Raw genomic sequence first — 22,133 nt, 5'->3', positions numbered from 1 at the left:
TCGACGCCGATCGTCCCAGTTTAGCGGGCGCGTCTACAGCGGCGCCGCTGCGTCCGAGGTGATCTCGATGACGGCCAGCGGGAACTGCTCGGCCATCTCTTGGACGGAGTACTCGTCGAGGCGGGACTCGTCGTACCACCAGTCGATGTGCAGCAATCCGGAGACCCGCTGGACCCGGAGTTCCAGCGCGCGGGCGCTCGGCCCGTCGTCCGCACCGTCGGCGACGTTGAGCAGCACCTCGGACTGCGCCACCGGATGACCAGGCGCCGCCGCCAGCGCGCTGTGGGCGCCCTGCAGCATCTCGGTCGGAGCCATCGGCATCTGCGTCGCGCACAACATGGAGACCCGGTGGTTGAGCCGGCGATGACCGCCGGTGACGTCGACGGCGACGGACCCGTCACCGCGGGTGCGGCCCAAGGTGCGCGCGAGGGCGGCCAGCAAGATCTCCTCGACCTGCACGCCCAGCCATTCCGCCGCACCGTCGAGTTCCTCGGTCAGTTCGCTCGACGGCGTGGTGGCGAATTTGCGTGACCGAGCGGGCAGCACGTCGATCGCGGGGCGATCGAACACCTCCAGCGCTACCGGCGCGGAGTGGACGGGCCCTTGTTTGACCTCGTCCGAGATGTATGGAGCGACCATGTGGCTAACCGTACAGCGAATGTCCCAAATTTGGGAGACCGCTCCCAAAACTGTGACGGCCATGTCAATAAAGGGCGTGTTATCTATTTGCCGGGAGGGGCTGCCCAAACGAGGGATCGCACATTATGGTGGACAAATGCCCCGCACTGATGAGAACGGCAGACAGCTGAAAGCCCTGCTCGACTATCTCCTCGACGGAGAGATCGACGCCAAGGACATCATTGACGCGCTCGGCATCTCCAGCAGCACCTATTACCGGCGGATCAAAGAGGCCGACTACCCCTCGGCCGAGGAACTGCGACTGGTCGCCGACCGCTTCGCGCTTAGCTACCCCGACCTGCAGATTCAGTTCGGCCTGATGAGCCGGCAGGAGGTGTGGCAGTACATCGAGGCGACCGGCCCGGTCGGCCCAGCGGTGAGCACCCTGCCGGGGACCACCACCAAGGCGGAAACAACCCGCCGCACGCGACTCTCGGAACTGACACCGCGGATGGACGCTCCTCCCCTTTAGGCCTTTCAGCGCATACAATTTGCTGACAACGGCCCGCTCGAAAGCGATTCCCTATGGCTCTGGCATCACTCATCGCGATCACATTGATGTGCATCGCGTGGAGCTTGTGGATTCGCCGCGTCACCTGGTCGTGCCGCTGGGAGGTCGCCGCGACGCTCAACATTGCGCTGCAGGGCATGGCGGTGTTGTTGATGTCGCCCCTGGCCTCGGAGACCCTCGGCCCGCTGTTGTACTCCCTGACCGGGAAGTGGAACCTGGAGGACTATCTCGGCCACGATTGCTACATCGTCGCCGCGTCGGCAGTCGTCTACAACACTCTGGGCAGGCTGGAACAGGACCACGCCCTGCAGCAACGGTTCCGTCAGCACATCGAGCGTCCGGCGACGGTGTGCATCCCGCTTCTGCTGGCCGCGTTCTGGCTCGGTAACGGAGCCTCGGTCTACCGCCGGGACTTCTTCGACGTGCCCACCGACTTCTGGCTCAACGTGTACTGGCTGCTGCTCTGCGGCATGCTGATCTACCTGCTCGGCTACGGCATCCGAGCGCTCATGGTCCTGCGCACCGACCCGCGGTCCCGGCAGGTCGCCAACGTCTACCTGTTCGCGTCGGCGATGGGGATCGGCGCCTGCGTGGTGCGCATCACCACCGCGTTCGTCCCCCAGCTGCAGACCGTCCAGGGCACCACGCTGGTCTGGGTGTTCGCCTGCGCCTGCGGCGCTGGTTTCGCGTTGACGTCCGCCTACTCGTGGCGAATCAAGACCCGCTGGTTCACCACGGCGAACCGCTGAGCCCGGCGGTCATACCGCGGTGGAGGTGACCTCCGTGAACGGCGCGCCGTACTCGCGCACCGGGCGGTAGCCGTTCTTGCGGGCCAGCGCGGCCCCGCGACGGATCAGGGCCGCGGTGGTGACGAAGCCGGCCTGATCGCTGACGACCAGCGGAGTGAGCAGCCGGTTGTGTACGTAGCCGAAGGACAGCCCGGTCTGCGGATCGGCCCATCCCAGCGAGCCGCCGAGCCCGACATGACCGAACCCGGGCAGGATCCCGGGGAAGGGCAGACCGTGATAACCCAGGTGGAACGACAGCGGCATGATCATGCTGTGGTCAGGCCGCAGGCTCGTCCTGCCGATGAGCTTGGCCGCGGTCTCGCTGGACAGGTACTGGGTGCCGTCGATCCGTCCGCCGTTGGCGATCGCGCCGTACATGCGGGCCAGCGCCCGCGCGGTCGCGACACCGTTGGCGGCGGGAATCTCGCTGTCCAGCAGCGGGGTGTCTCCCTGCACCAGCGCTTTGACCCCGGGCAGGTACATCGCGCCGAACGCGGCCGAGAACGGCAACGCCGCGACGCGCGGAGCCACCAGGTTGAACACCGGATTCTGCAACCGCGTCTGCGGACCGATGATCTGGGCGGGTTGCGTGGGGGCCTGCACCGGCGGCCGGCCCAGATGGAGTCCGTCGGTGTTCAGCGGGGCGGCCACTTCGGTGCGGATCAGCTCCCGCATCCCTTTGCCGGTAACCGCACGGGCAAGTCCGGAAAGGAGCCAGCCGAACGTGAACGCGTGGTAGGCAGGCTTGCCGTGGAGCCAGCTTCGCGGCGCCGCGGCGAGCCTGTCCTCCATCCCGAGATGATCGAGCAGGTCGGCTTTGGCGACACCGTTGAGCTGAGACAGCCCCGCCCGGTGACGCAGGGCGTCGCGCACCGTGATCGTCGCCTTACCGTTTGCGCCGAACTCCCGCCAATACTCGGCGACGGGCGCGTCGTAGTCGATCAGGCCCCGGTCGTGCAGCCGATGGATGACAGTGGCCGCGACCCCTTTGGTCGCCGAGAACACCATCGGTGCGGTGTCGGCGGTCCAGCGCCGGGTGCCTTTGCGGTCGGCCCACCCGGTCCACACGTCCACCACCGGCTCGCCGTCGAGGTACACCGACAGCGCTCCGCCGCCGAGGCGGCGCCACGGAAAAAGCTGCGCGAACGCGCGCACAGCGCAGGAGAAATTGGGGTCGGCAGCGCCCTGTAGGCCGCGGGGCAGAGCCGCACCATGGCCGTGAGAGAGCGCCGCACCGCGCTCCGGGTTGTCTACGCCCGTCACGAGGGTAAATTTACCCCGGCACGCGGCAAACTAACGGGAGTTTACCTATTCGTTAGCCGGAGCTTTTCGGTGCCGGTTCGACCGCGTCGAGGATCTGCTGCGCGGCCAGCGCCGGGGTGAGCTCGCCGTCGCGAACCCGACGCTCGACCTCACCGCGGATCGCGCGCACCCCGGGACTCGACAGCACTCGGTCGAGCACGGTGTCACGGACCATCGACCATGTCCACTCCACCTGCTGGGTGCGCCGCCTGGCCTCGAACTGTCCGGCCCCGGTGAGCACGTCACGGTGTCTGAGAATCGTCTGCCAGAGCTCCGCGAGCCCGGCGCCGGTCAACGCGCTCATCGTCAGAACCGGTGGACGCCAGAGCGTTTCACGGGGATAGATCAGCCTGATGGCCCCGGCGAGTTCGCGCGCGGCGGCCTTGGCCTCGACGGCGTGCTCACCGTCGGCCTTGTTGACCACCACGATGTCGGCGAGCTCGAGCACCCCTTTCTTGATGCCCTGCAACTGGTCGCCGGTGCGCGCCAGCGTGAGGAAGACGAACGTGTCGACCATGTTGGCGACGGTCACCTCGGACTGCCCGACTCCAACCGTCTCGACCAGGATCACGTCGTAGCCGGCGGCTTCGAGCAGCACGATCGTCTCGCGCGTGGCCTTGGCAACCCCACCGAGGGTTCCCGACGTCGGTGAGGGCCGGATGTAGGCGTCCGGGTGCACCGCCAGCTTCGCCATCCGGGTCTTGTCACCGAGGATCGATCCCCCGGTCCGCGTCGAGGACGGGTCGACCGCAAGCACCGCCACCCGGTGCCCCTGCTCGATGAGGTGCATGCCGAGCGCTTCGATCGTCGTCGACTTGCCGACCCCGGGCACGCCTGTGATCCCCACGTGCAGCGCGCTGCCGGCTTCGGGCATGAGCTCCAGCAGCAGCTCCTGTGCCTTCTGCCGGTGGTCGGGGCGGGTCGACTCGACCAGCGTGATCGCCCTCGCCAGGGCCGAGCGGTCGCCGCTGCGCAGAGCGGTTGCGAGGTCGGCGAGCTCGTGGACCGGCTGATTCATCTAGCTCAAGCTGTACCCGAGTCGTTCGGCCAGCTTGTTCAGCAGCCCGATTGCGGCATCGGCGATGACGGTGCCGGGCGGGAAGATCGCGGTCGCGCCGGCGGCGTACAGCTCGTCGAAGTCACCCGGGGGGATGACCCCGCCGACGACGATCATGATGTCGGGCCGGCCCACCTCGGCCAGCGCGTCGCGCAGCGCAGGTACCAACGTGAGGTGACCGGCCGCCAGCGAGGACACCCCGACGACGTGGACATCATTGTCAGCCGCCTGTCGGGCGACCTCTTCAGGGGTGGAGAACAGCGAGCCGACGTCGACGTCGAAGCCGATGTCGGCGAACGCGGTCGCGATGACCTTCTGGCCGCGGTCGTGGCCGTCCTGACCCATCTTGGCGACCAGGATGCGGGGCCGGCGGCCGTCGGCCTCGGCGAACTTCTCGACGAGCTCGGTCGCGCTGCTCACGTTGCTCGCCATACCCACCTCGTCTCGATAAACCCCTGCGATGGTGCGGATCTCGGCTTGGTGCCGGCCGTACACCTTCTCCAGCGCATCCGAGATCTCGCCGACGGTGGCCTTGGCGCGCGCGGCGTTGATCGCCAGCGCCAGCAGGTTGTTGCCCAGGCCATCCACTCCGGCGGTACCGGTCGCCGCGGCGGCCCGGGTCAGCTCGGCCAGCGCGGATTGTGTCCCGCGCTCATCCCTTTCCGCGCGGAGTTTTTCCAGTTTCGCGATCTGCTCGGCCCGCACCCGGCTGTTCTCGACCTTGAGAACCTCGATCTCGTGGTCCTCGTCGACCTGGTAGCGGTTCACGCCGATCACGGTCTGCTGTCCGGAGTCGATGCGCGCCTGGGTGCGCGCGGCCGCCTCCTCGATGCGCAGCTTCGGGATGCCCTCGTTGATGGCCTGCGCCATACCGCCGTGCTCGGCGATCTCGCGGATGTGGCCGCGCGCCTTCTCCGCCAGCTGATAGGTCAGCCACTCGACGTAGTACGAACCGGCCCACGGGTCGATCGGGCGTGTGGTGCCCGACTCCTGCTGCAGCAGCAGCTGGGTGTTGCGGGCGATGCGGGCCGAGAAGTCGGTGGGCAGCGCGAGCGCCTCGTCGAGGGCGTTGGTGTGCAGGGATTGCGTGTGCCCCTGGGTGGCGGCCATCGCCTCCACGCAGGTGCGCGCCACGTTGTTGAACGCGTCCTGGGCGGTCAGCGACCAGCCGGAGGTCTGCGAATGGGTGCGCAGCGACAACGATTTGGAGCTCTTGGGGTCGAACTGCGACACCATCTCGCTCCACAGCAGCCGGCCGGCGCGCAGCTTGGCCACCTCCATGAAGAAGTTCATGCCGATGCCCCAGAAGAACGACAGCCGCGGCGCGAACTTGTCGATGTCCAGCCCGGCGTCCAGGCCGGCCTTGATGTACTCCACACCGTCGGCCAGCGTGTAACCGAGCTCCAGATCGGCCGTCGCGCCCGCCTCCTGGATGTGGTAGCCGGAGATCGAAATGCTGTTGAACTTCGGCATTTTCGCGCTGGTGTAACCGAAGATGTCGGAGATGATCCGCATCGACGGCTTCGGCGGATAGATGTAGGTGTTGCGGACCATGAACTCTTTGAGGATGTCGTTCTGGATGGTCCCGGCGAGCTTCTCCGGCGGCACACCCTGCTCCTCGGCGGCCACCACGTACAGCGCGAGGATGGGCAGCACGGCTCCGTTCATGGTCATCGACACCGACACCGAGGACAGGTCGATACCGTCGAAGAGCTGGCGCATGTCGAGGATCGAGTCGATCGCCACGCCCGCCATGCCGACGTCGCCGGCGACGCGCGGGTGATCGGAGTCGTAACCGCGGTGGGTGGCGAGGTCGAACGCCACCGACAAACCCTTCTGTCCCGCGGCCAGGTTGCGCCGGTAGAACGCGTTGGACTCCGCGGCCGTCGAGAACCCGGCGTACTGGCGGATGGTCCAGGGCTGGTTGACGTACATCGTCGGATACGGGCCGCGCACGAACGGCGGTTCGCCGGGCAGGCTGTGCAGCGGGTAACCCGCCTCGACGATCGAGTCACGGTCGGCGCCGATGTAGACGGGCTTGACGTCGATGCCCTCCGGGGTGGACCAGTCCAACTGGTCGGCGGTGTACCCGTGTGCGGCCGCGGCCGCGGACACCTGGCCGTCGACGTCCGACGGGGTCGGCGAGCTCACCGTGGTGTCCCCCTGCAGCGGGACGTCGGCGAAGCTCTGGATGCTGTTCGCCCCGGCAGCGCCGGCCTGCTCGCCGGCGACATCGTGCACGGTCATGTCATGCCCCCAATCGGGTCAGCAGGTCCGACAGAGCGCTCACCGCGTCGATCTTCGCGGTGAGGTAGCCGTCGGGCTTCGAATCGGCTTCGGCGACCGCCTTTTCCGGTCCCGCCAGCAGGACGTGTGCCACCCCGGCGGCGCGCGCAGCGTCGACGACGGCCGACACCTCACCGGCGTAGCGGGCGTCGGTGCCGCAGATCACCGCGATCTGGGTGACACCGGCCTCCGTGACCGCGGCTCCGACGGCAGCGGCGTCCAGGGGGCCGGGGTTGACGGCCTCGATCCCGCCGGAGGCCAGCAGGTTCGCGGTGAAGGTGGTGCGGATGTTGTGCTCGGCCAACGGCCCCAGGGGCAGCAGCATCGCCTTCGGCCGGGCACCGGTCTTCTCCAGATGGGCGTCCGAACGGTGCCGCAGCGCCTCGAAGGCCGCCGCATAGCGCTGCACGTTCGGGAGTGGATCCCCTTGGGGCAGCGGCACTTCGTCCAGATTGGGGAATTCGTTGACACCGGTGACGGCGGTGCGCCGGTGCGCGATGTCGTCGGCGCGCCGCTCGGCGACCTCGGCGATGCGGGCGCTGATGTGCTCGCGCGCCGCCTCGAATCCGCCGCGGGCCTCGATCTCCTGGAAGTTCTGCCAAGCCTGCTCGGCGAGGCTGCGCGTGAGGTCCTCGATGAACCAGGAGCCGCCCGCCGGGTCGAGCACCTGCCCCAGGTGGGATTCCTCGAGGAGCAGCAGCTGGGTGTTGCGGGCGATACGGCGCGCGAAACTGCGTGCCGTACCGGGGAATCCACCATCGATCGCGACGTCGAAGGGGTGCACCACGAGCGTGTCGGCGCCCCCGACTCCCGCGGCGAACGCGGCCACGGTGGTGCGCAGCATGTTCACCCACGGGTCCCGCGCGGTCATCATCGGCAGCGACGTGGTGGCGTGCAGGGTGGCCGCCCCGGCTTCGGGTTCGCCGACCACCTCTGCGACGCGGGCCCAGACTTGGCGCGCAGCACGTAGTTTCGCGATGGTCATGAACTGGTCGTCGTCGGCGGCGACACGGAAGCTGATCTGTCCGAGCGCCTGCGCCGTCGACAGCCCGGCGTCGGTCAACAGCCGCAGGTAGGCGACGCCCGCGGCGACGGAGGCACCGAGTTCCCAGGAGGCGTTGGCGCCGGCGTTGTGCAAAGCCGGACCGTCGACGGTGACCGCCCGCACGTGCGTGTCGTACTCCAGCGCCTTCCGGGCGATCGCCACGACGTCGGCGGCCTCGGGCGCCGGGCGGCCGGCCAGCGGCGCCGTCAGCGGGTCCGCGCCGAGATCGATCGACAGCCGCGAACGCTGGTCCCCGTCGAGGCCGGTGAGCAGCGCCAGCAGCGCATCGGCGGCGGCGCGGAAGGCCGACCCGTCGCCGGCGACCTCCACCAGAACCGGCACCAGGTCCAGGTAGACCCCGTCGAGCAACCGCTCCAGGTCCCCAGGCGCCACCGCGCCGGCGGTGTCACCGACCCGCAGCACCAGCGCGCTGACACCTTCGGTCAGCGCCAGCAGGATGGCGCCGTTGGCCTCGGCGACGCTTCCGGCTTCGGCCGGGAACGCCTCGGCGACCTTCCACCCGGACTTGGTGTCCCGCAGGGCGTCGCCGCCGCGCACGAACGGCCACCGGCCCGGCAGGGCGGGCTCGGCACGTTCGTCGGCAGCGGTGTAGAGCGGCTTGATCGGGAATCCGTCGTAGGTGGCCGAATCGAGCAGACGCTCGGGCTCGGCCGGCAGGTCGGCGGGATCCCGCTTCAAAGACTTCGCCAGAACGCCCGCCACAGCGGAGCGCCACCGGTCCAGATCGGCGTCGATTACTCCACCGGCAGCGCCGGCGCTGGGTTTCTGCACAGCCATCAGGCTAAATGATGGCCATCACACCAGCGTGCGCCGGTGGCGCACGGCACCGGAGCGGTCGCCGATCGCATCAGCTACGCCCCCGTACTCTTGGTAAGCGTGAAATCCGTAGTCAGCACGCTTCGTACCGTCGGTGCCACGGTCGTCGCCACGCTGAAGACGGCACCGCGGGGACAGCTCGCCGCGGTCCTGGGCGGGATTGTGATTCTCGTCGCAGTTGCGCTGTTCGTGCCGCTACCGACCGCGCTGCAGCTGCGGGACTGGGCCACCTCGGTCGGAGCGTGGTTCCCGCTGGCGTTCTTCGCCGCGCACGTCGTGGTCACGGTGTTCCCGTTTCCGCGTACCGCGTTCACACTCGCCGCCGGACTGTTGTTCGGCCCGGTGCTGGGCATCCCGATCGCAGTGGCCGCGAGCACGCTCAGCGCGGTCATCGCGCTGCTGCTGGTCCGCACCGTGGGCTGGCAGGTCAGCCGATGGGTGTCACATCCCCGCGTCGACGCCGTCGACCGGCGGCTGCGGGAGCGGGGCTGGCCCGTCGTACTCGCCACCAGGATGATTCCGGCCGTGCCGTTCTCGGTGCTCAACTACGCCGCGGGGGCGTCATCGGTGCGGGTGGTGCCTTACACGCTGGCCACCTTGGCCGGCGTGCTGCCGGGCACATCGGCCATCGTGATCTTCGGCGACGCGCTGACCGGACGGGTCAGCCCGCTGCTGCTGGTGGTGTCGGTCTGCACCGCGGCGCTCGGCGTGGCCGGTCTGATCTACGAGATCAGGACCCACCGGCGCAGCCAGACACCGATCACGGCGTCCTGACGTCCGGCCCTTTCACCGTCATCGCTCCGAACATCGCGAGCAGCGACGACGCCGCGACCAGACCCGGGCTCCAGTCCCTGGCCCGGACGTGGGAGCCGACCGCGAGCGTGAAGTAGACCGTGAGCATGAACGTGGTCAGCCGGGCCAGCGCCGGCCAGCGGAACACCGACAGCAACCCCACCGCACTGGCGGCCTTCACCACCGGAATCAACGGGCGCAGTTCCTCGGGCAGGCCGACGTCGTCGAACGCCTTCTTGACCGGCGCGATCGGGCCGACACACGCCGCCGCGTCGGCGGCCTGCACCGCGGCGAGCACGACGTAGGTGCGCGGCGAGGTCAGCGCGCTCACTGCTCCGGCGCCCCGTGCCGCGGCGCAGCCAACTGGCCGGGCGCCTCCGGAGCCGACAGAAGTCCGGGCCCCTGGACCGGGGTGCGCGCCTCGGCCTCGGCCTTGGCCACGGCCTGCGCGATCGCGGGATCGGTCTCGGTGTTGAACCAGTCGGCGACTTCCTCGTCGTCGGACTTCGGCGCCGTGTCGTCGGCCGGCGACGGCGTGTAGCGGAACACCCCGTCGGACCCCGGCGCGCCCAGCAGCTTGGTGAATCCCTGTAGGGCCGAACCGAAGTCGCTCGGCACCAGCCACACCTTGTTGGCCTCGCCCTTGGCCATCTCCGGCAGAGTCTGCAGGTACTGGTAAGCGAGCAACTCCGGTGTCGGCCTGCCGGCCTTGATCGCCGCGAACGTCTTCTCGATGGCCTTGGCCTGCCCCTGCGCCTGCAGGTACGAGGCGGCCCGCTCGCCCTGGGCGCGCAGCATCCGGGACTGTCGATCGGCCTCAGCGGCCAGGATCGCGGCCTGCTTGGCGCCCTCGGCGGCGAGGATCTGCGCCTGCTTCTGGCCTTCGGCCTGCTTGATCGCCGCTTCCCGGCTGCCCTCGGCGGTCAGGATCATCGCGCGTTTCTCGCGGTCTGCGCGCATCTGCTTCTCCATCGAGTCCTGGATCGACGGCGGCGGATCGATGCTGCGCAGCTCGACGCGGGCCACCCGCAGTCCCCACCGGTTGGTGGCCTCGTCGAGCACACCGCGCAGCTGCCCGTTGATCGAGTCGCGCGACGTCAGGGTCTGCTCCAGCGTCATGCCGCCCACGACGTTGCGCAGCGTGGTGGTGGTGAGCTGCTCGACTCCGACGATGTAGTTGCTGATCTGGTAGACCGCGGCCTGCGGATTGGTCACCTGGAAGTACACGACGGTGTCGATGTTCACCGTGAGGTTGTCCTCGGTGATCACCGGCTGCGGCGGGAACGACACCACCCGCTCGCGCAGGTCGACCCGGGCGCGGATCTTGTCGATGAACGGCACCAACAGCGTCAGCTGCCCGGACACCGTCTTGCTGTAACGCCCGAGGCGCTCGATCACGGCCGCCTCGGCCTGCGGGATCAACGCGACCGATTTCGCGACGACCACCGCCGCGAAGACGACGAGCACGGCCAGCAGAATCAGTCCTGCGATAGCGCCATCCACGTGGAACTCCTTCCCTAGACGATCTTGGAGACGACTGCGGTGGCGCCGTCGATGTGCACGACGGTCACGTGATCGCCGGGTTCGTAGACGTCGTCCTGGTTGTACGGCCGGGCCGTCCACACCTCGCCCTCGAGCTTCACCTGACCCTCGTGCTGGGCGACGCGGTCGAGCACCAGCGCGCTCTTGCCCTCCAGCGCCCTCACCGGCTCGGGCAGACCCTTGCCGGACGCCAGACGGCGACGCAGCGCCGGGCGCACCCCGACCAGCAACAGCACCGACACGATCAGGAACACCAGGCCGTCGGCCCAGACCGGCCAGTCGAGCAGGAAGCTGGACCCGGCCGCGGCCAGAGCGCCACCGCTGAGCATGAGCAGGAACATGTCGCCGGTGAGCGCCTCGGCGCCGGCGAGCGCCAGTGCTGCGATCAGCCAGATCAGCGGGACAGGCATGACGCCAGCCTAACGCGGCAACCTACCGGATCAGCGGCTAACAACTACACTGCAGCCATCATGTGGTGCCCCAGTGTTTCACTCTCGGTATGGGCCAACGCCTGGTTGGCAGGCGCGGCGGCGCCCGACGATGTCCTTGACGCGTTATCCCAGTGGACGCCAAAGCATTCGGTCACGGCCTACGATTCGGTGGCCGCCGAACGCACGGGGCTGTCGTGGCCCGATCTCGATGACGCCGCCTCGATGTCGTTGCTGCAGACGATCCGCACCGCCGCCGGCCGCAGCGATGCGCAACCGACGATCGCGTTGACGCTGCCCGTTCCCGGCGACGTGCGCGGCCTGCCGCCGGGGACGCAGTTCGGTCGCGACGCCATCGCCGCCGGCGAGGCGGTGACGGTCAACGGGATCGACGGAGCGATCGGGCTGGTGCCCGACTTCGAATACCAGGACAGCTTTCCCGATGATCCCGACGACGATTTCGAGTTCGATGCGGAACTGAGCGGGCTGTCGTGGACGGTGTACTCGTTCTCGTCGGCGCCGCCCGCGGGTCATTTCGATCTCGGCGAGGCCGAGTATCAGTTGCGTGACGCGGTGCGCTCAGCCGCCGACGCGCTGGGCGCGCTGCGCGCCGGCGCCCCGGGCGGCGAGGTCGCCGATCCGCGCCGGCTTGTCGAGCAGGTCCTCGACGCCACGCGCATGCACCGCATCCCCGACCACGCCCCCACCCGGGCGGTGCGGGTGCTGGAGAACGCCGCGCACATCGACGCCATCATCACCGTCAGTTCCGGACTGATCCCGATCGGACTGCAGAGTTCGTCCGAGGTTCAGCTGGCCAGCGACGCGCTGCGGCCGCTGGCCACCGTGGTGCGCTCGGCCCGGTTGGCCGCGGTGGACGCGGTGCTGCACTCCGCCTGGCGGCCCTGACACACCGCCCCTCAGGCGCACATCTGGGCCGGCGCGCCCACCCTGTTGGCCAATCCTGCTGTGCTGCAGCGAGAACGGAAGACACCTTCGACGCGCACCTGCGCCGACCGGCCGGACCTCACGGCAGTCCGCACCCCACGGTGATGTCTTTGTGACGCGATCCTGTCAATGAGTTCACACCGGGGTCACAGCGGCCGGTGATGCTGGTTCGCGGCAGAAACGCCTCTGGTGTCACCGATGACGCGGGCACCGGCAGTCCGGGCCACGGCCCTCGCGGGCCGGCCGCCGCACAGAATTCAAGGAGAGCGACGTCATGTCCTACGTGGACCCGCCGCAGTTCGTCATCAAGATGATCGACGCCGGCGAGAACAAGGCCTTCATGTCGACCCGGGACACGGTGATCCGCGCGTACATGGCCGGCGCGATTCTCGCTCTGGCCGCCGCGTTCGCCGTCACCATCACCGTGCAGACGGGCAACGCGCTGCTCGGCGCGGTGCTGTTCCCGGTCGGCTTCTGCCTGCTGTACCTGATGGGGTTCGACCTCCTCACCGGGGTCTTCACGCTGGTGCCGCTCGCGTTGCTCGACAAGCGGCGGGGCGTCACGGTCGGCTCGATGCTGCGCAACTGGGGTCTGGTCTTCCTCGGCAACTTCCTGGGGGCCCTGACCGTCGCGGTGATGATCGCCGTCACACTGACCTATGGATTCACCGTGGATCCCAACGAGGTCGGCCAGCGACTCGGTGAGATCGGGTCCAGCCGCACGGTCGGCTACGCCGACCACGGTGCCGCAGGCATGCTGACGCTGTTCATACGCGGGGTGCTGTGCAACTGGATGGTGTCGACCGGAGTCGTCGCGGCGATGATGTCGACGTCGGTGTCCGGCAAGGTCATCACGATGTGGATGCCGATCATGCTGTTCTTCTACATGGGTTTCGAGCACTCGGTGGTGAACATGTTCCTCTTCCCGTCGGGACTGATGCTCGGCGGCGACTTCTCCGTCGCCGACTACCTGATCTGGAACGAGATCCCCACCGTCGTCGGCAATCTCGTGGGAGGCCTCGCGTTCGTCGGGCTCACGCTGTATGCCACCCACGCCCGCACCGGCGGGGAATGGAACCGGCCCGCCGGCGCAGCGGACTTCGACATCCCGGTCAAGGCCAACGCATGACCCGCGATGACGTCACCGCCGCGATCGTGGCGGCCCGGGCGGCCAAGGGCCTGACCTGGCAGCAGCTCGCCGACGCGATCGACAGACCGGTGGTGTGGACCATCGCGGCGCTGCTGGGTCAGCACCCGGTGCCGGAGCGGTCCGGAAAGCTCCTCGCCGACATCCTCGGGCTGGACGAGTCGGCAGTCCCGGTGCTGGCTGCGGTGCCGATGCGGGGCGGGCTGCCGTCCGCGGTACCGACCGACCCGACCATCTACCGGTTCTACGAGGCGCTGCAGGTCTATGGCGGCGCGATCAAGGAGCTCATCGGTGAGCAGTTCGGCGACGGAATCATGAGCGCGATCAACTTCAGCGTCGAGGTCGAGCGCAAGACCCATCCCGACGGTGACCGGGTGGTGGTCACGTTCGACGGCAAGTTCCTGCCGTACGCGTGGACAGCCACCGACGGCTCCGAGCGGCGATGAAAGACTGCCCTGCGGGGCGGCTCAGGCCGAACAGTCAGGCGTACACAGCGCGCCGTTGACGCTGCTGCCGTAACCCGGCACCAGTCCCCCACCGACTCTCTGCGCCGGAAGGCCAAGGCGTACTTCGTCGATCAGGTCGACCACGAGTTGCGCGAAGCGGGGCTGGGCGTTGGGTGTCGACGCCCGCGCGAACGCGACGCCGGCCTCGGCGGCCTGTTCGGCGAGCTCGTTGTCCAGGTCCCAGACCACCTCGATGTGGTCGGCGACGAAACCGACCGGGCAGACGATCACCGCCGCGACACCGTCGGCCGCCAGCGCCTTCAGGTGATCGCCGACGTCGGGCTCCAGCCACGGCACCTGGGGCGGACCCGACCGCGACTGCCATACCTGGTCGTACTCCGGGAATCCGGCGGCGGCTGCCACCAACGCTGCGGTGTGGCCCACCTGACGCTCGTAAAGGTCGGGCCCGCAACGCGATGCCGCCCGCAGCGGGATCGAGTGCGCGGTGAACACCAGACGAGCCTGGTCGCGCACCTGGGCGGGCAGGGTCGCCGCGGCGGCCCTGATGGAGTCGGCGAACATCTCGATCAACAGCGGATGGTCGAAGTACTGACGCAGCTTGACGAGCTCAGGCGCCTCGGGCCCGGCAGCGGCACGGCCGCGGGCGATGTCCTCCTGGTACTGGGTACACCCCGAATAGCCGCCCCACGCCGACGTCGAGAACACCGCAGCACGACGAATACCGTTGTCCCGCATCGCAGCAACAGCGTCTTCGACGTACGGTTCCCAGTTGCGGTTACCGAAGTAGACCGGCAGTGCCACGCCGCGCCGCGCGAGTTCGGCCTCGATCGCCGTGATCAGGTCCCGGTTGATGCCGTTGATCGGCGAGACCCCACCGAAGTGCAGGTAGTGCTCGGCGACCGATTCCAGCCGCTCCCGCGGGATGCCGCGCCCGCGGGTCACGTTCTCCAGGAACGGCATCACCTGCTCGGGGCCCTCGGGTCCCCCGAACGACAACAGCAGCAGGGCGTCAAACGTCACGGGATGTCACAGCAACTGGGTGCTGGCGCCGCCGTCGGCGAAGATGACCGTCCCGGTGGTGGCCGGGAGCCAGTCGGACAGCAATGCGCACACCGTCTTGGCCACCGGTGTCGGGTCCTTCATGTTCCAGCCCAGCGGCGCGCGCTGATCCCAGCCCTCCTCGAGCAGCTGCATCTGGGCGCCGGCTTCCTCGCCGAGCGCACCTCCGACGATGGCGCTCATCGCCAGCGTCCGGATCGGTCCTGCAGCAACGAGATTGGACCGCACACCGACCTTGCCGGCTTCCCGGGCGACGAACCGGTTGACCGACTCCAGAGCGCTCTTGGCGACGGTCATCCAGTTGTAAGCAGGCATCGCGCGCGTCGGGTCGAAGTCCATGCCCACGATGCCGCCGCCGGAGTTCATGATCGGCAGCACCGCCTTGGCCAGCGACGCGTACGAGTAGGCCGAGATGTGGATGCCCTTGGCGACATCCTCGTAGGGGGCGTCGAAGAACGGGTTGATGCCCATGCCGGTCTGCGGCATGAAGCCGATGGAGTGCACCACCCCGTCGAGCTTGTTGCCGTCGCCGATCTCGGCGGTGACCCGGTCGGCGAGCGTGTCCAGGTGCTCGGAGTTCTGTACGTCGAGTTCGATCAGCGGCGCAGGCTTGGGCAGGCGGTCGGCGATGCGACGGATCAGTTTCATCCGGTCGAAGCCGGTCAGCACCAGTTCGGCGCCGGCCTCCTGGGCGACCTTGGCGATGTAGAACGCGATCGAGGAGTCGGTGATGATCCCCGTGACGAGGATGCGCTTGCCTTCGAGAAACCCTGTCATCGTGAAAAGTCCTTATCTCTTCTGATGCGCTGTGCCGTCGGGGCTGGTGACCCTGTTGTCACGGTCGCGCTAATGGCCCATTCCCATGCCGCCGTCGACGGGGATCACCGCGCCGGCGATGTAACTCGCGTCCTCAGACGCCAGGAAGCTGACCACGCCGGCGACCTCGGCGGCGGTGCCGACGCGCTTGGCCGGGATGAAATCCAGCGCGCCCTTCTGGATGCGTTCGTCGAGCGCGCGGGTCATCTCGGTGTCGATGTAACCGGGTGCCACCACGTTCGCGGTGACGTTGGCCTTCGACAGCTCGCGTGAGATCGAACGCGCCATGCCGATCAGGCCGGCCTTGGACGCCGCGTAGTTCGCCTGGTTGCCGATGCCCCACATGCCCGACACCGACCCGACGTAGATGATCCGGCCAAACCGCTTGCGCTGCATGGTCCGCGATGCCCGCTGGGTGACCCGGAACGCACCGGTGAGGTTGGCGTCGATGACGTCGGTGAACCTGGCCTCGGTCATCCGCATCAGGAACGCGTCCTTGGAGATGCCGGCGTTGGACACCAGCACCTCGACCGGACCCTGGTGTTCCTCGACCGCGGTGAACGCGCGGTCGACGGCGTCGTTGTCGGTGACGTCGCACTCGACACCGAACAGGCCCTCCGGCGCGCCGGATCCGCGGTGGGTGACGGCGACCTTGTGGCCGTCGGCGGCCAGCCGCTGGGCGATCGCCAGGCCGATGCCGCGGTTACCGCCGGTCACCAGCACAGAACGCGACACGAACGTGGGACGGCCGCCCGTGGAGTGCGCTTCGGTGTCGGCGGGGTTCTCAGCGACAGTCATGTTCGTCAACTTAGCCGTTGCCCACCATTCTTAAGAAATCGCCTTACTCAGTTCGGCAGCCGCCGATTGATCAGCAGCGCTCCCAGCGCGGCCAGCGCCAGCAGCAGTGAGCCGACCCGCAACCAGCCCACGCTGGCGTCGCCCTTGATGGTCTCGTAACCGATTTGCTCCTGCAGGTTGGTGAAGACCTGTTTGAGCTGCTCCAGGCTGGACGCGGTGAACGCGTCCCCTCCGGAGAGGTCGGCGATCTTCTTGAGCATCTCGTCGTCGACGGGCACCGGCTGGCGTTGGTCGTTGATCTCGACGTACCCGTAGGGTGTGCCGAACGACACCGTGGAGATCGGCACGCCCTGGTCCTTGGCGGTGCGCGCCGCGGTGTAGGCGCCCTTGGGGTTGTCCGGGTTGGACGGCACGGTCTCCTTGCCGTCGGACATCAACACGATGCGCGCCGGCGGCGGTTCGTCACCGCCACCGATGACCGCGCCGACGGTGGCCACGGCCTGCAGTGCGGTGAAGATGCCCTCGCCGGTGGCGGTGCGGTCGGCCAGCTGCAGCTTGTCGATCGCGGTCTTGGTCGCCTCCCGGTTGGTGGTCGGCGACACCAGCACCGTCGCGGTACCAGCGTAGGCGATCAACCCGAGGTTGATGCCGGGGGTCAGCTGGTCGGCGAACTGTTTGGCGGCCTCCTGCGCGGCGACGAGCCGGTTGGGGGCGACGTCGGTGGCACGCATCGACTGGGACACGTCGACGACGAGCATCACCACGGCCCGGTTGCGCGGGATGCGCACGTCGTGCGTCGGGCCCGTCATGGCGATGGTGAACGACACCAGCGACAGGAAGATCAGCACCGCGGGAAGGTGGCGCAGGCGGCTGGGCCGCTTCGGGGCCACGCTCTCCAGCAGCTCCATGTTCGCAAAGCGCAGCATCCGCTTCTGGCGGGACAGCTGCACGATCACGTAAAGAGCGATCAGCCCGAGGACGACAATGAAGAAGAGAAAAAACCAGGGGTGTTCGAAACCCGACAGCGACATCGGTCCGAGCAACGGCAAAGTCATACGGCACTTGTCATTTCGTGTTTATCAGTCATCGTCATCAGCAATGGTGGGCCTCATCACCGCGCGGCGAGGGCGCCGCGGCGCCGACTCGCCACGAAGCGGACCACGTCGGCGATCCAGTCCCGGTCGGTGCGCAGGGTCAGCAGCGGCGCGTCGCAACGGCGCAGGGTGCGCGCGACATCGGCCCGGTGCGCGGCAGCGGCCTTGGCGAAGTCGGTGCGCAACTGCTCGTCGATGGTGAACTCGCGGGTCCGGCCGGTCTCGGTGTCCTGCAGCACGACATCACCGACGTCGGGCAGTTCGATGTCGCGCGGGTCGAGGATCTCGATACCGAGCACCTCGTGCCGGCCGGCGACGGCGCGCAGCGGACGCATCCAGTTGATCGGGCCGAGGAAGTCGCTGATGATCACCGCCATGCCGCGGCGCCGTTCCGGTCTGCGCAGCGCGTCGATAGCCGCGGCCAGGTCCCCGCGCACGCCCACCGGCGCGCGCGGCGTGGTGGCGATCGCCCGCAACAACTCCTGCTCGTGCATCCGACCCGACAGTGCGGGCACGCGGCGCATCGTCTCGCCGTTGGAGATGATCGCGCCGATCCGGTTGCCGCCACCGCTGTTGAGGAACGCGATCGACGCCGCCGCGGCGACGGCCAGGTCACGCTTCTCGCAGTTGGCCGTGCCGAAGTCCAGGCTGGCCGAGACATCGACCACCAGCCAGGTCTCCAGTTCCCGGTCGGCGATCATCTGCCGCACGTGCGGATGGGTGGTCCGTGCGGTCACCGACCAATCCATCCGTCGGACGTCGTCGCCGGGCTGGTAGACCCGCGACTCCCCCGGTTCGGATCCCGGGCCCGGGAGCAGCCCGAGGTGGTCACCGTGCAGCACGCCGTCGAGCTTGCGGCGCACCGTCAGCTCGAGCTTGCGCAGCGCCGCCGTCAGCGCAGGGTCCCGGATCTCCCCGCGCTGCATCGACGGCAGGTCGACAGACCGGCTTGAGCGTGTCACCAGGTCAGCGACCGCTCGCCGCGCCGGCCGCGGCCGGCACTACGGGCGGCACCGAATGACCTTGCTGCGGAATGGCATTGACCTGTGGCAACGCGACCGTCTGCATGATGCGGTTGACCACCGTCTCGGCGGAGATCTCGTCGGCCAGCGCGTCGTAGGTGAGCACCAGGCGGTGCCGCAGCACGTCCGGGATGATCTCCACGACGTCCTGCGGGATCACGTAGTCGCGGCCGCGCACCAGGGCCAGCGCCCGGGACGCCGCGATGATGCCCAGCGAAGCACGCGGGGAGGCGCCGTAGGCGATCCACGCCTTGGCGTCGGGCATGCCGAACTTCTCGGGCTCGCGGGTCGCGGTGACGATGCGGACCACGTAGTCGACGAGCGCGTGGTGGACGAAGTTGTTGGCAGCGACCTCTTGGAGGCGCAGCAGATCGCCGGTGTTGAGGATCGCCTTGGGCTCCGGCGGCTTGACACCCATCCGGTAGATGATCTCGCGCTCTTCCTCGGGCGACGGATAGTCGACGTTCAACTTGAACAGGAAGCGGTCGCGCTGCGCTTCCGGAAGCTGGTAGACGCCCTCTTGCTCGATCGGGTTCTGGGTGGCCATCACCAGGAACGGGCTGGGCAGCGGGAAGGTCTTGCCGCCGATGGAGATCTTGCGCTCGGCCATCACCTCCAGCAGTGCCGACTGCACCTTGGCCGGCGCACGGTTGATCTCGTCGGCGAGCAGGAAGTTGACCACCACGGGGCCGAGTTCGATGTCGAACTCCTCTTTGCCCTGCCGGTAGATGCGGGTACCGACGATGTCGGTGGGCACCAGGTCGGGGGTGAACTGGATACGGGCGAACGTTCCGCCGACGACCTTGGCGAAGGTCTCGACGGCCAGCGTCTTGGCCACCCCGGGCACACCTTCGAGCAGGACGTGCCCCTTGGCGAGCAGGCCGACCAGCATCCGCTCGACGAGCTGATCCTGTCCGACAATGATGCGCTTGACCTCGAAGATCGCCCTTTCCAGCGTGTGCACCTCGTTCTGCAGGCCACCGTTGGACTGCGCCGCGCCCGACGACGGACCCGCGGCGTGCGCACCGGAGGAGTAGCCCTGAGTCGGGGCCGGTCCGGGAAATCCTCCAGCGCCCTGCGGCGGTCCACTCGGTGAGGTCATCAAACATTCCTTCCACATGCGCCGTACATGCTGGTTCATCGCGGCTTCATCGCGGCACCGGCCGGTCATGGCCGTGCGCTCGCCGTCAACTATTCCAGGCGTGCGCAGATCCGTCGACGTCGCCCGGGTTGCTCAGCTTTAACTCAGGCCACACTCAGGATTCGATGATGCGCTGCACCGTCGGCTGCAGGCCCGCCATCCGGACCGAGCTGACGACCACCTTGTCGGCGGTGCCTCCGGACTCCAGCATCTTGCCGTTGCCGAGATAGATGGCGACGTGCTGGCTGCCGCCGGGACCCCAGAACAAGAGGTCTCCACGCTTGGCTTGCTGGATCGGGACGCGGCGACCGGTGTTGAACTGATCGCCCGAATACTTCGGGATCAGCACGCCGACGCCGGCGAAGGAGTATTGGGTGAAGCCGGAGCAGTCGAACCCGACGGTGTTGGCGCCGCGCTCCACGCCGGTGCTGGGGCCCGTCGGCTTGCCGCCGCCCCACGAGTAGGGGGTGCCGAGCTGGGAGGCGCCGCGCTTGATGACGTACTCGACGGCGGCGGCACCTCGCACGCTGCCGGGTGCGACGCTGGGCGCGTCGGGGGGCACCAGACCGAGGCTCTGCAGGAACTTGCGACCCATGCCCATGGTGGCCTGGGTGGCCTGCGCGGTGACGGCCAGCGACGCATTCGCAATCGCCAGAGCATCACCTGGCGCCCCGGCGCTGGGCCGCATCGGAAGAAGCGGATCCCACAGACTGGGTTGGGCGTTGGCCGGGGCCACGGCCCCGGCCAGCAGCGCGGCGGCAGCGGCCAACGCGATGACGAAGCGACGCAGGGCGATCACCACTCGATCATTCGGGTCACGTACGGGGTCATACCGCTGGTGCGCACCGGCGAGATCTTGACGACGGAGCCGGTGTACGGCGCTTCCAGCATCTGCCCGTCACCGAGGTACATGGCGACGTGCTGGCTGGCGTTGGGGCCGTAGAAGATCATGTCGCCGCGGCGCATCTGCGACGACGGCACCTTGCGGCCGGCGTTGTACTGCGAACCCGAGTAGTGGTCGAGCTTGATGCCGACTCCGGCGAACATGTAGAGCATCAGCCCGGAGCAGTCGAAGCCGACAGTGTTTGCGCCACGGTCGATTCCGCGGCTCGGGCCTGAGGCGTTGCCGCCGCCCCACGAGTACGGCACACCCAACTGGGACATGCCGCGCTTGATCACGTACTCGGTGGCCTGCCTGCCGTACAGCGTCGGGATGGCCCCGTTGGTGATACCCGTCGGCGTCGGCAGCAGGCCGATGCTCTGCAGGAACTTGCGGCCGAGCTCTTGGGTGACCTTCAACGAGGTGGTGATGATCTTCAGGACCGCGTTGATGATCTGGATCGGATCGCCGCTGACGAATGCGCTCGGGATCTGGGGCAGGGTCATGTCCCAGGCGGTCTCGCGGTTGCCGGTGGCGGGGTCAACGTCCCAGTCCGGGTGCGCGCCGGCCGGGGCGGGTTTGGCCGCACCCACCGGCGCGGCGGACGGGGTGCCGCCCCACGGGGCGGAGGGCGCCGTCCCGGACGGCGCCGCCAGCGTCCTGGCCTCCTGCAGTTTGGCCTGGGCCTGCACGCGTTCGGCGGTGAGCCGGTCGAGTTCGGCCTGCTGGGCCTTGAAGGTCTGTTGAGCGTTGGTCAGCGCGGCCACGGCGTCCTGCTGGCTGGTCTCGGCCGCCTTGACGGCGTCGTCGGCCTGCTGCTTGGCCAGCCGCGCCGCGGACTCTCGGTTGACCTGTTCGGTGCGCGCCCGCTGCAGGTCGGCCATGACCTTCTGCGAGCTCATCGACAGGGCCTGCCCGGTGGCCGCGGTGTGCAGGATGTCCGACGGGTCGGATGCGCTCAGGTACGAGCTCGAAGGCCCGCTGACGTACATCGACGCGGCGAAGGTGTCGAACCGGTCCTGCGCGGCGGCGATCGCGGCGTTGGCGTCCTTGACGCGTTGCGCACTGGCGTCGATCTCCAGCCGCGCGGACTCGGCCTTCTCCCGGGCGGTCTGCACGTCCAGGATCGCCTTGTTGACGCTCTCCTGTTGCATCTGGATCTGCGCGCCGAGGTCCTGGAGTTTCTGGTTGACGTTCGCGACGTCGGTCACCAGCCGGGCCAGGCCGCTCTGCTGGGCGGGCTGCGCGAGCGCCAACTGCGGCGCGAGGTTGGGCAGCGTGATCACCATTCCCATGGCGAGCGACGCCGCGCACAGCCGCGAGGCGGAGGCGCTGCCGGGGGTGCGTCTCATTCGGCTCAAGTCTCCTCAGGCTCCACGCTTACGTGTCGGCACAGGTCCGGGCGCCTAGAGAACAGAAGTCACATGAGGAACAACCGCAACATCAGGCACCGATTGCACCGTACGTCACATCTGACGCTAAGGAAACTTTAGCCACA

At 68.4% G+C, this 22,133-nt stretch carries 22 protein-coding genes; 6 read left to right on the top strand and 16 right to left on the bottom strand.

The window, feature by feature from the left end; genetic code table 11:
- Positions 1-33: 33 nt before the first annotated feature.
- Complete coding sequence (locus ACTWP6_RS00820; protein WP_260752233.1) at positions 34-639, bottom strand: hypothetical protein; 606 nt, start codon at positions 637-639, stop codon at positions 34-36.
- Between the two features lie 136 nt (positions 640-775).
- Here ACTWP6_RS00820 and ACTWP6_RS00815 point away from each other — a divergent pair, with 136 nt between their 5' ends.
- Entirely contained in the window at positions 776-1,150 is a 375-nt protein-coding gene (locus ACTWP6_RS00815; RefSeq protein ID WP_260752231.1) for an XRE family transcriptional regulator, read from the top strand.
- 53 nt (positions 1,151-1,203) lie between these two features.
- On the top strand, positions 1,204-1,938 hold the full coding sequence (locus ACTWP6_RS00810) for a hypothetical protein (protein ID WP_260752230.1): 735 nt from the start codon (positions 1,204-1,206) through the stop codon (positions 1,936-1,938).
- 9 nt (positions 1,939-1,947) lie between these two features.
- Here the strand turns inward: ACTWP6_RS00810 and ACTWP6_RS00805 are convergent, their stop codons facing one another.
- The 4 genes from ACTWP6_RS00805 to mutA are packed head-to-tail and all read right to left on the bottom strand — an operon-like array spanning position 1,948 to position 8,465.
- The gene (locus ACTWP6_RS00805) at positions 1,948-3,240 is read right to left on the bottom strand and encodes a serine hydrolase domain-containing protein (protein WP_260752229.1); all 1,293 of its coding nucleotides are present in this window, start codon (positions 3,238-3,240) and stop codon (positions 1,948-1,950) included.
- 52 nt (positions 3,241-3,292) lie between these two features.
- Positions 3,293-4,297, bottom strand: coding sequence for a methylmalonyl Co-A mutase-associated GTPase MeaB (gene meaB, locus ACTWP6_RS00800; protein WP_260752228.1), 1,005 nt, complete (start codon positions 4,295-4,297; stop codon positions 3,293-3,295).
- Positions 4,298-6,583 carry a methylmalonyl-CoA mutase gene (gene scpA / locus ACTWP6_RS00795; protein WP_260752227.1) on the bottom strand — a complete coding sequence of 762 codons (2,286 nt, stop codon included), beginning with the start codon at positions 6,581-6,583 and terminating at the stop codon, positions 4,298-4,300. It lies immediately after the preceding gene.
- Between the two features lies 1 nt (position 6,584).
- Positions 6,585-8,465 (bottom strand): methylmalonyl-CoA mutase small subunit, encoded by a 1,881-nt coding sequence (mutA, locus tag ACTWP6_RS00790; protein ID WP_260752226.1) that lies wholly within the window; start codon positions 8,463-8,465, stop codon positions 6,585-6,587.
- Between the two features lie 99 nt (positions 8,466-8,564).
- On the opposite strand from mutA, the gene ACTWP6_RS00785 reads away from it, so the two are divergent.
- Positions 8,565-9,278 carry a TVP38/TMEM64 family protein gene (locus ACTWP6_RS00785; RefSeq protein ID WP_260752225.1) on the top strand — a complete coding sequence of 238 codons (714 nt, stop codon included), beginning with the start codon at positions 8,565-8,567 and terminating at the stop codon, positions 9,276-9,278.
- On the opposite strand, the gene ACTWP6_RS00780 is transcribed toward ACTWP6_RS00785, so the two are convergent.
- From ACTWP6_RS00780 to ACTWP6_RS00770, 3 genes are read right to left on the bottom strand one after another with little or no spacing between them, the layout of a single operon-like run.
- A complete protein-coding gene (locus ACTWP6_RS00780) occupies positions 9,265-9,627 on the bottom strand; it encodes a DoxX family protein (RefSeq protein WP_260752224.1) in 363 nt (120 codons plus the stop codon). The genes ACTWP6_RS00785 and ACTWP6_RS00780 overlap by 14 nt on opposite strands.
- The gene (locus ACTWP6_RS00775; RefSeq protein WP_260752223.1) at positions 9,624-10,799 is read right to left on the bottom strand and encodes an SPFH domain-containing protein; all 1,176 of its coding nucleotides are present in this window, start codon (positions 10,797-10,799) and stop codon (positions 9,624-9,626) included. Before ACTWP6_RS00775 ends, ACTWP6_RS00780 begins: the two co-directional genes overlap by 4 nt.
- Before the next feature lie 14 nt (positions 10,800-10,813).
- Complete coding sequence (locus tag ACTWP6_RS00770) at positions 10,814-11,248, bottom strand: NfeD family protein (protein WP_260752222.1); 435 nt, start codon at positions 11,246-11,248, stop codon at positions 10,814-10,816.
- A 60-nt stretch (positions 11,249-11,308) separates the two neighbouring features.
- Between ACTWP6_RS00770 and ACTWP6_RS00765 the strand changes: the two genes are divergently transcribed.
- From ACTWP6_RS00765 to cynS, 3 genes are all read left to right on the top strand, one after another.
- Positions 11,309-12,172 carry a hypothetical protein gene (locus tag ACTWP6_RS00765; protein ID WP_260752221.1) on the top strand — a complete coding sequence of 288 codons (864 nt, stop codon included), beginning with the start codon at positions 11,309-11,311 and terminating at the stop codon, positions 12,170-12,172.
- Between the two features lie 313 nt (positions 12,173-12,485).
- Positions 12,486-13,340: a formate/nitrite transporter family protein gene (locus tag ACTWP6_RS00760; RefSeq protein WP_260752220.1), complete on the top strand. Its 855-nt coding sequence runs from the start codon at positions 12,486-12,488 to the stop codon at positions 13,338-13,340.
- Complete coding sequence (gene cynS, locus ACTWP6_RS00755) at positions 13,337-13,804, top strand: cyanase (RefSeq protein WP_443186574.1); 468 nt, start codon at positions 13,337-13,339, stop codon at positions 13,802-13,804. The genes ACTWP6_RS00760 and cynS overlap by 4 nt, the downstream gene beginning before the upstream one ends.
- Before the next feature lie 21 nt (positions 13,805-13,825).
- Here the strand turns inward: cynS and ACTWP6_RS00750 are convergent, their stop codons facing one another.
- The 8 genes from ACTWP6_RS00750 to ripA all read right to left on the bottom strand — a co-directional run bounded on the left by ACTWP6_RS00750 (position 13,826) and on the right by ripA (position 21,987).
- On the bottom strand, positions 13,826-14,845 hold the full coding sequence (locus ACTWP6_RS00750; RefSeq protein WP_260752218.1) for a ferrochelatase: 1,020 nt from the start codon (positions 14,843-14,845) through the stop codon (positions 13,826-13,828).
- A 6-nt stretch (positions 14,846-14,851) separates the two neighbouring features.
- Complete coding sequence (inhA, locus tag ACTWP6_RS00745; RefSeq protein WP_260752216.1) at positions 14,852-15,661, bottom strand: NADH-dependent enoyl-ACP reductase InhA; 810 nt, start codon at positions 15,659-15,661, stop codon at positions 14,852-14,854.
- Between the two features lie 69 nt (positions 15,662-15,730).
- Positions 15,731-16,498: a 3-oxoacyl-ACP reductase FabG1 gene (gene fabG1, locus ACTWP6_RS00740; protein ID WP_443186573.1), complete on the bottom strand. Its 768-nt coding sequence runs from the start codon at positions 16,496-16,498 to the stop codon at positions 15,731-15,733.
- Between the two features lie 47 nt (positions 16,499-16,545).
- Entirely contained in the window at positions 16,546-17,553 is a 1,008-nt protein-coding gene (locus ACTWP6_RS00735; protein WP_260752213.1) for a VWA domain-containing protein, read from the bottom strand.
- Positions 17,554-17,609: 56 nt separating this feature from the next.
- The gene (locus tag ACTWP6_RS00730; protein ID WP_260758094.1) at positions 17,610-18,518 is read right to left on the bottom strand and encodes a DUF58 domain-containing protein; all 909 of its coding nucleotides are present in this window, start codon (positions 18,516-18,518) and stop codon (positions 17,610-17,612) included.
- A 40-nt stretch (positions 18,519-18,558) separates the two neighbouring features.
- On the bottom strand, positions 18,559-19,716 hold the full coding sequence (gene moxR1, locus ACTWP6_RS00725) for a chaperone MoxR1 (protein ID WP_443186572.1): 1,158 nt from the start codon (positions 19,714-19,716) through the stop codon (positions 18,559-18,561).
- Between the two features lie 154 nt (positions 19,717-19,870).
- The gene (gene ripB / locus ACTWP6_RS00720; protein WP_260758093.1) at positions 19,871-20,551 is read right to left on the bottom strand and encodes an NlpC/P60 family peptidoglycan endopeptidase RipB; all 681 of its coding nucleotides are present in this window, start codon (positions 20,549-20,551) and stop codon (positions 19,871-19,873) included.
- Entirely contained in the window at positions 20,551-21,987 is a 1,437-nt protein-coding gene (gene ripA / locus ACTWP6_RS00715; RefSeq protein ID WP_443186571.1) for an NlpC/P60 family peptidoglycan endopeptidase RipA, read from the bottom strand. The genes ripB and ripA overlap by 1 nt, the downstream gene beginning before the upstream one ends.
- Positions 21,988-22,133 lie beyond the last annotated feature (146 nt).

The organism is Mycobacterium sp. 4D054, from assembly GCF_052245755.1.
GTDB lineage: Bacteria > Actinomycetota > Actinomycetes > Mycobacteriales > Mycobacteriaceae > Mycobacterium.
The sequence above is the reverse complement of the archived record's forward strand: the minus strand, read 5'-3'. Positions and strand labels throughout refer to the sequence as shown.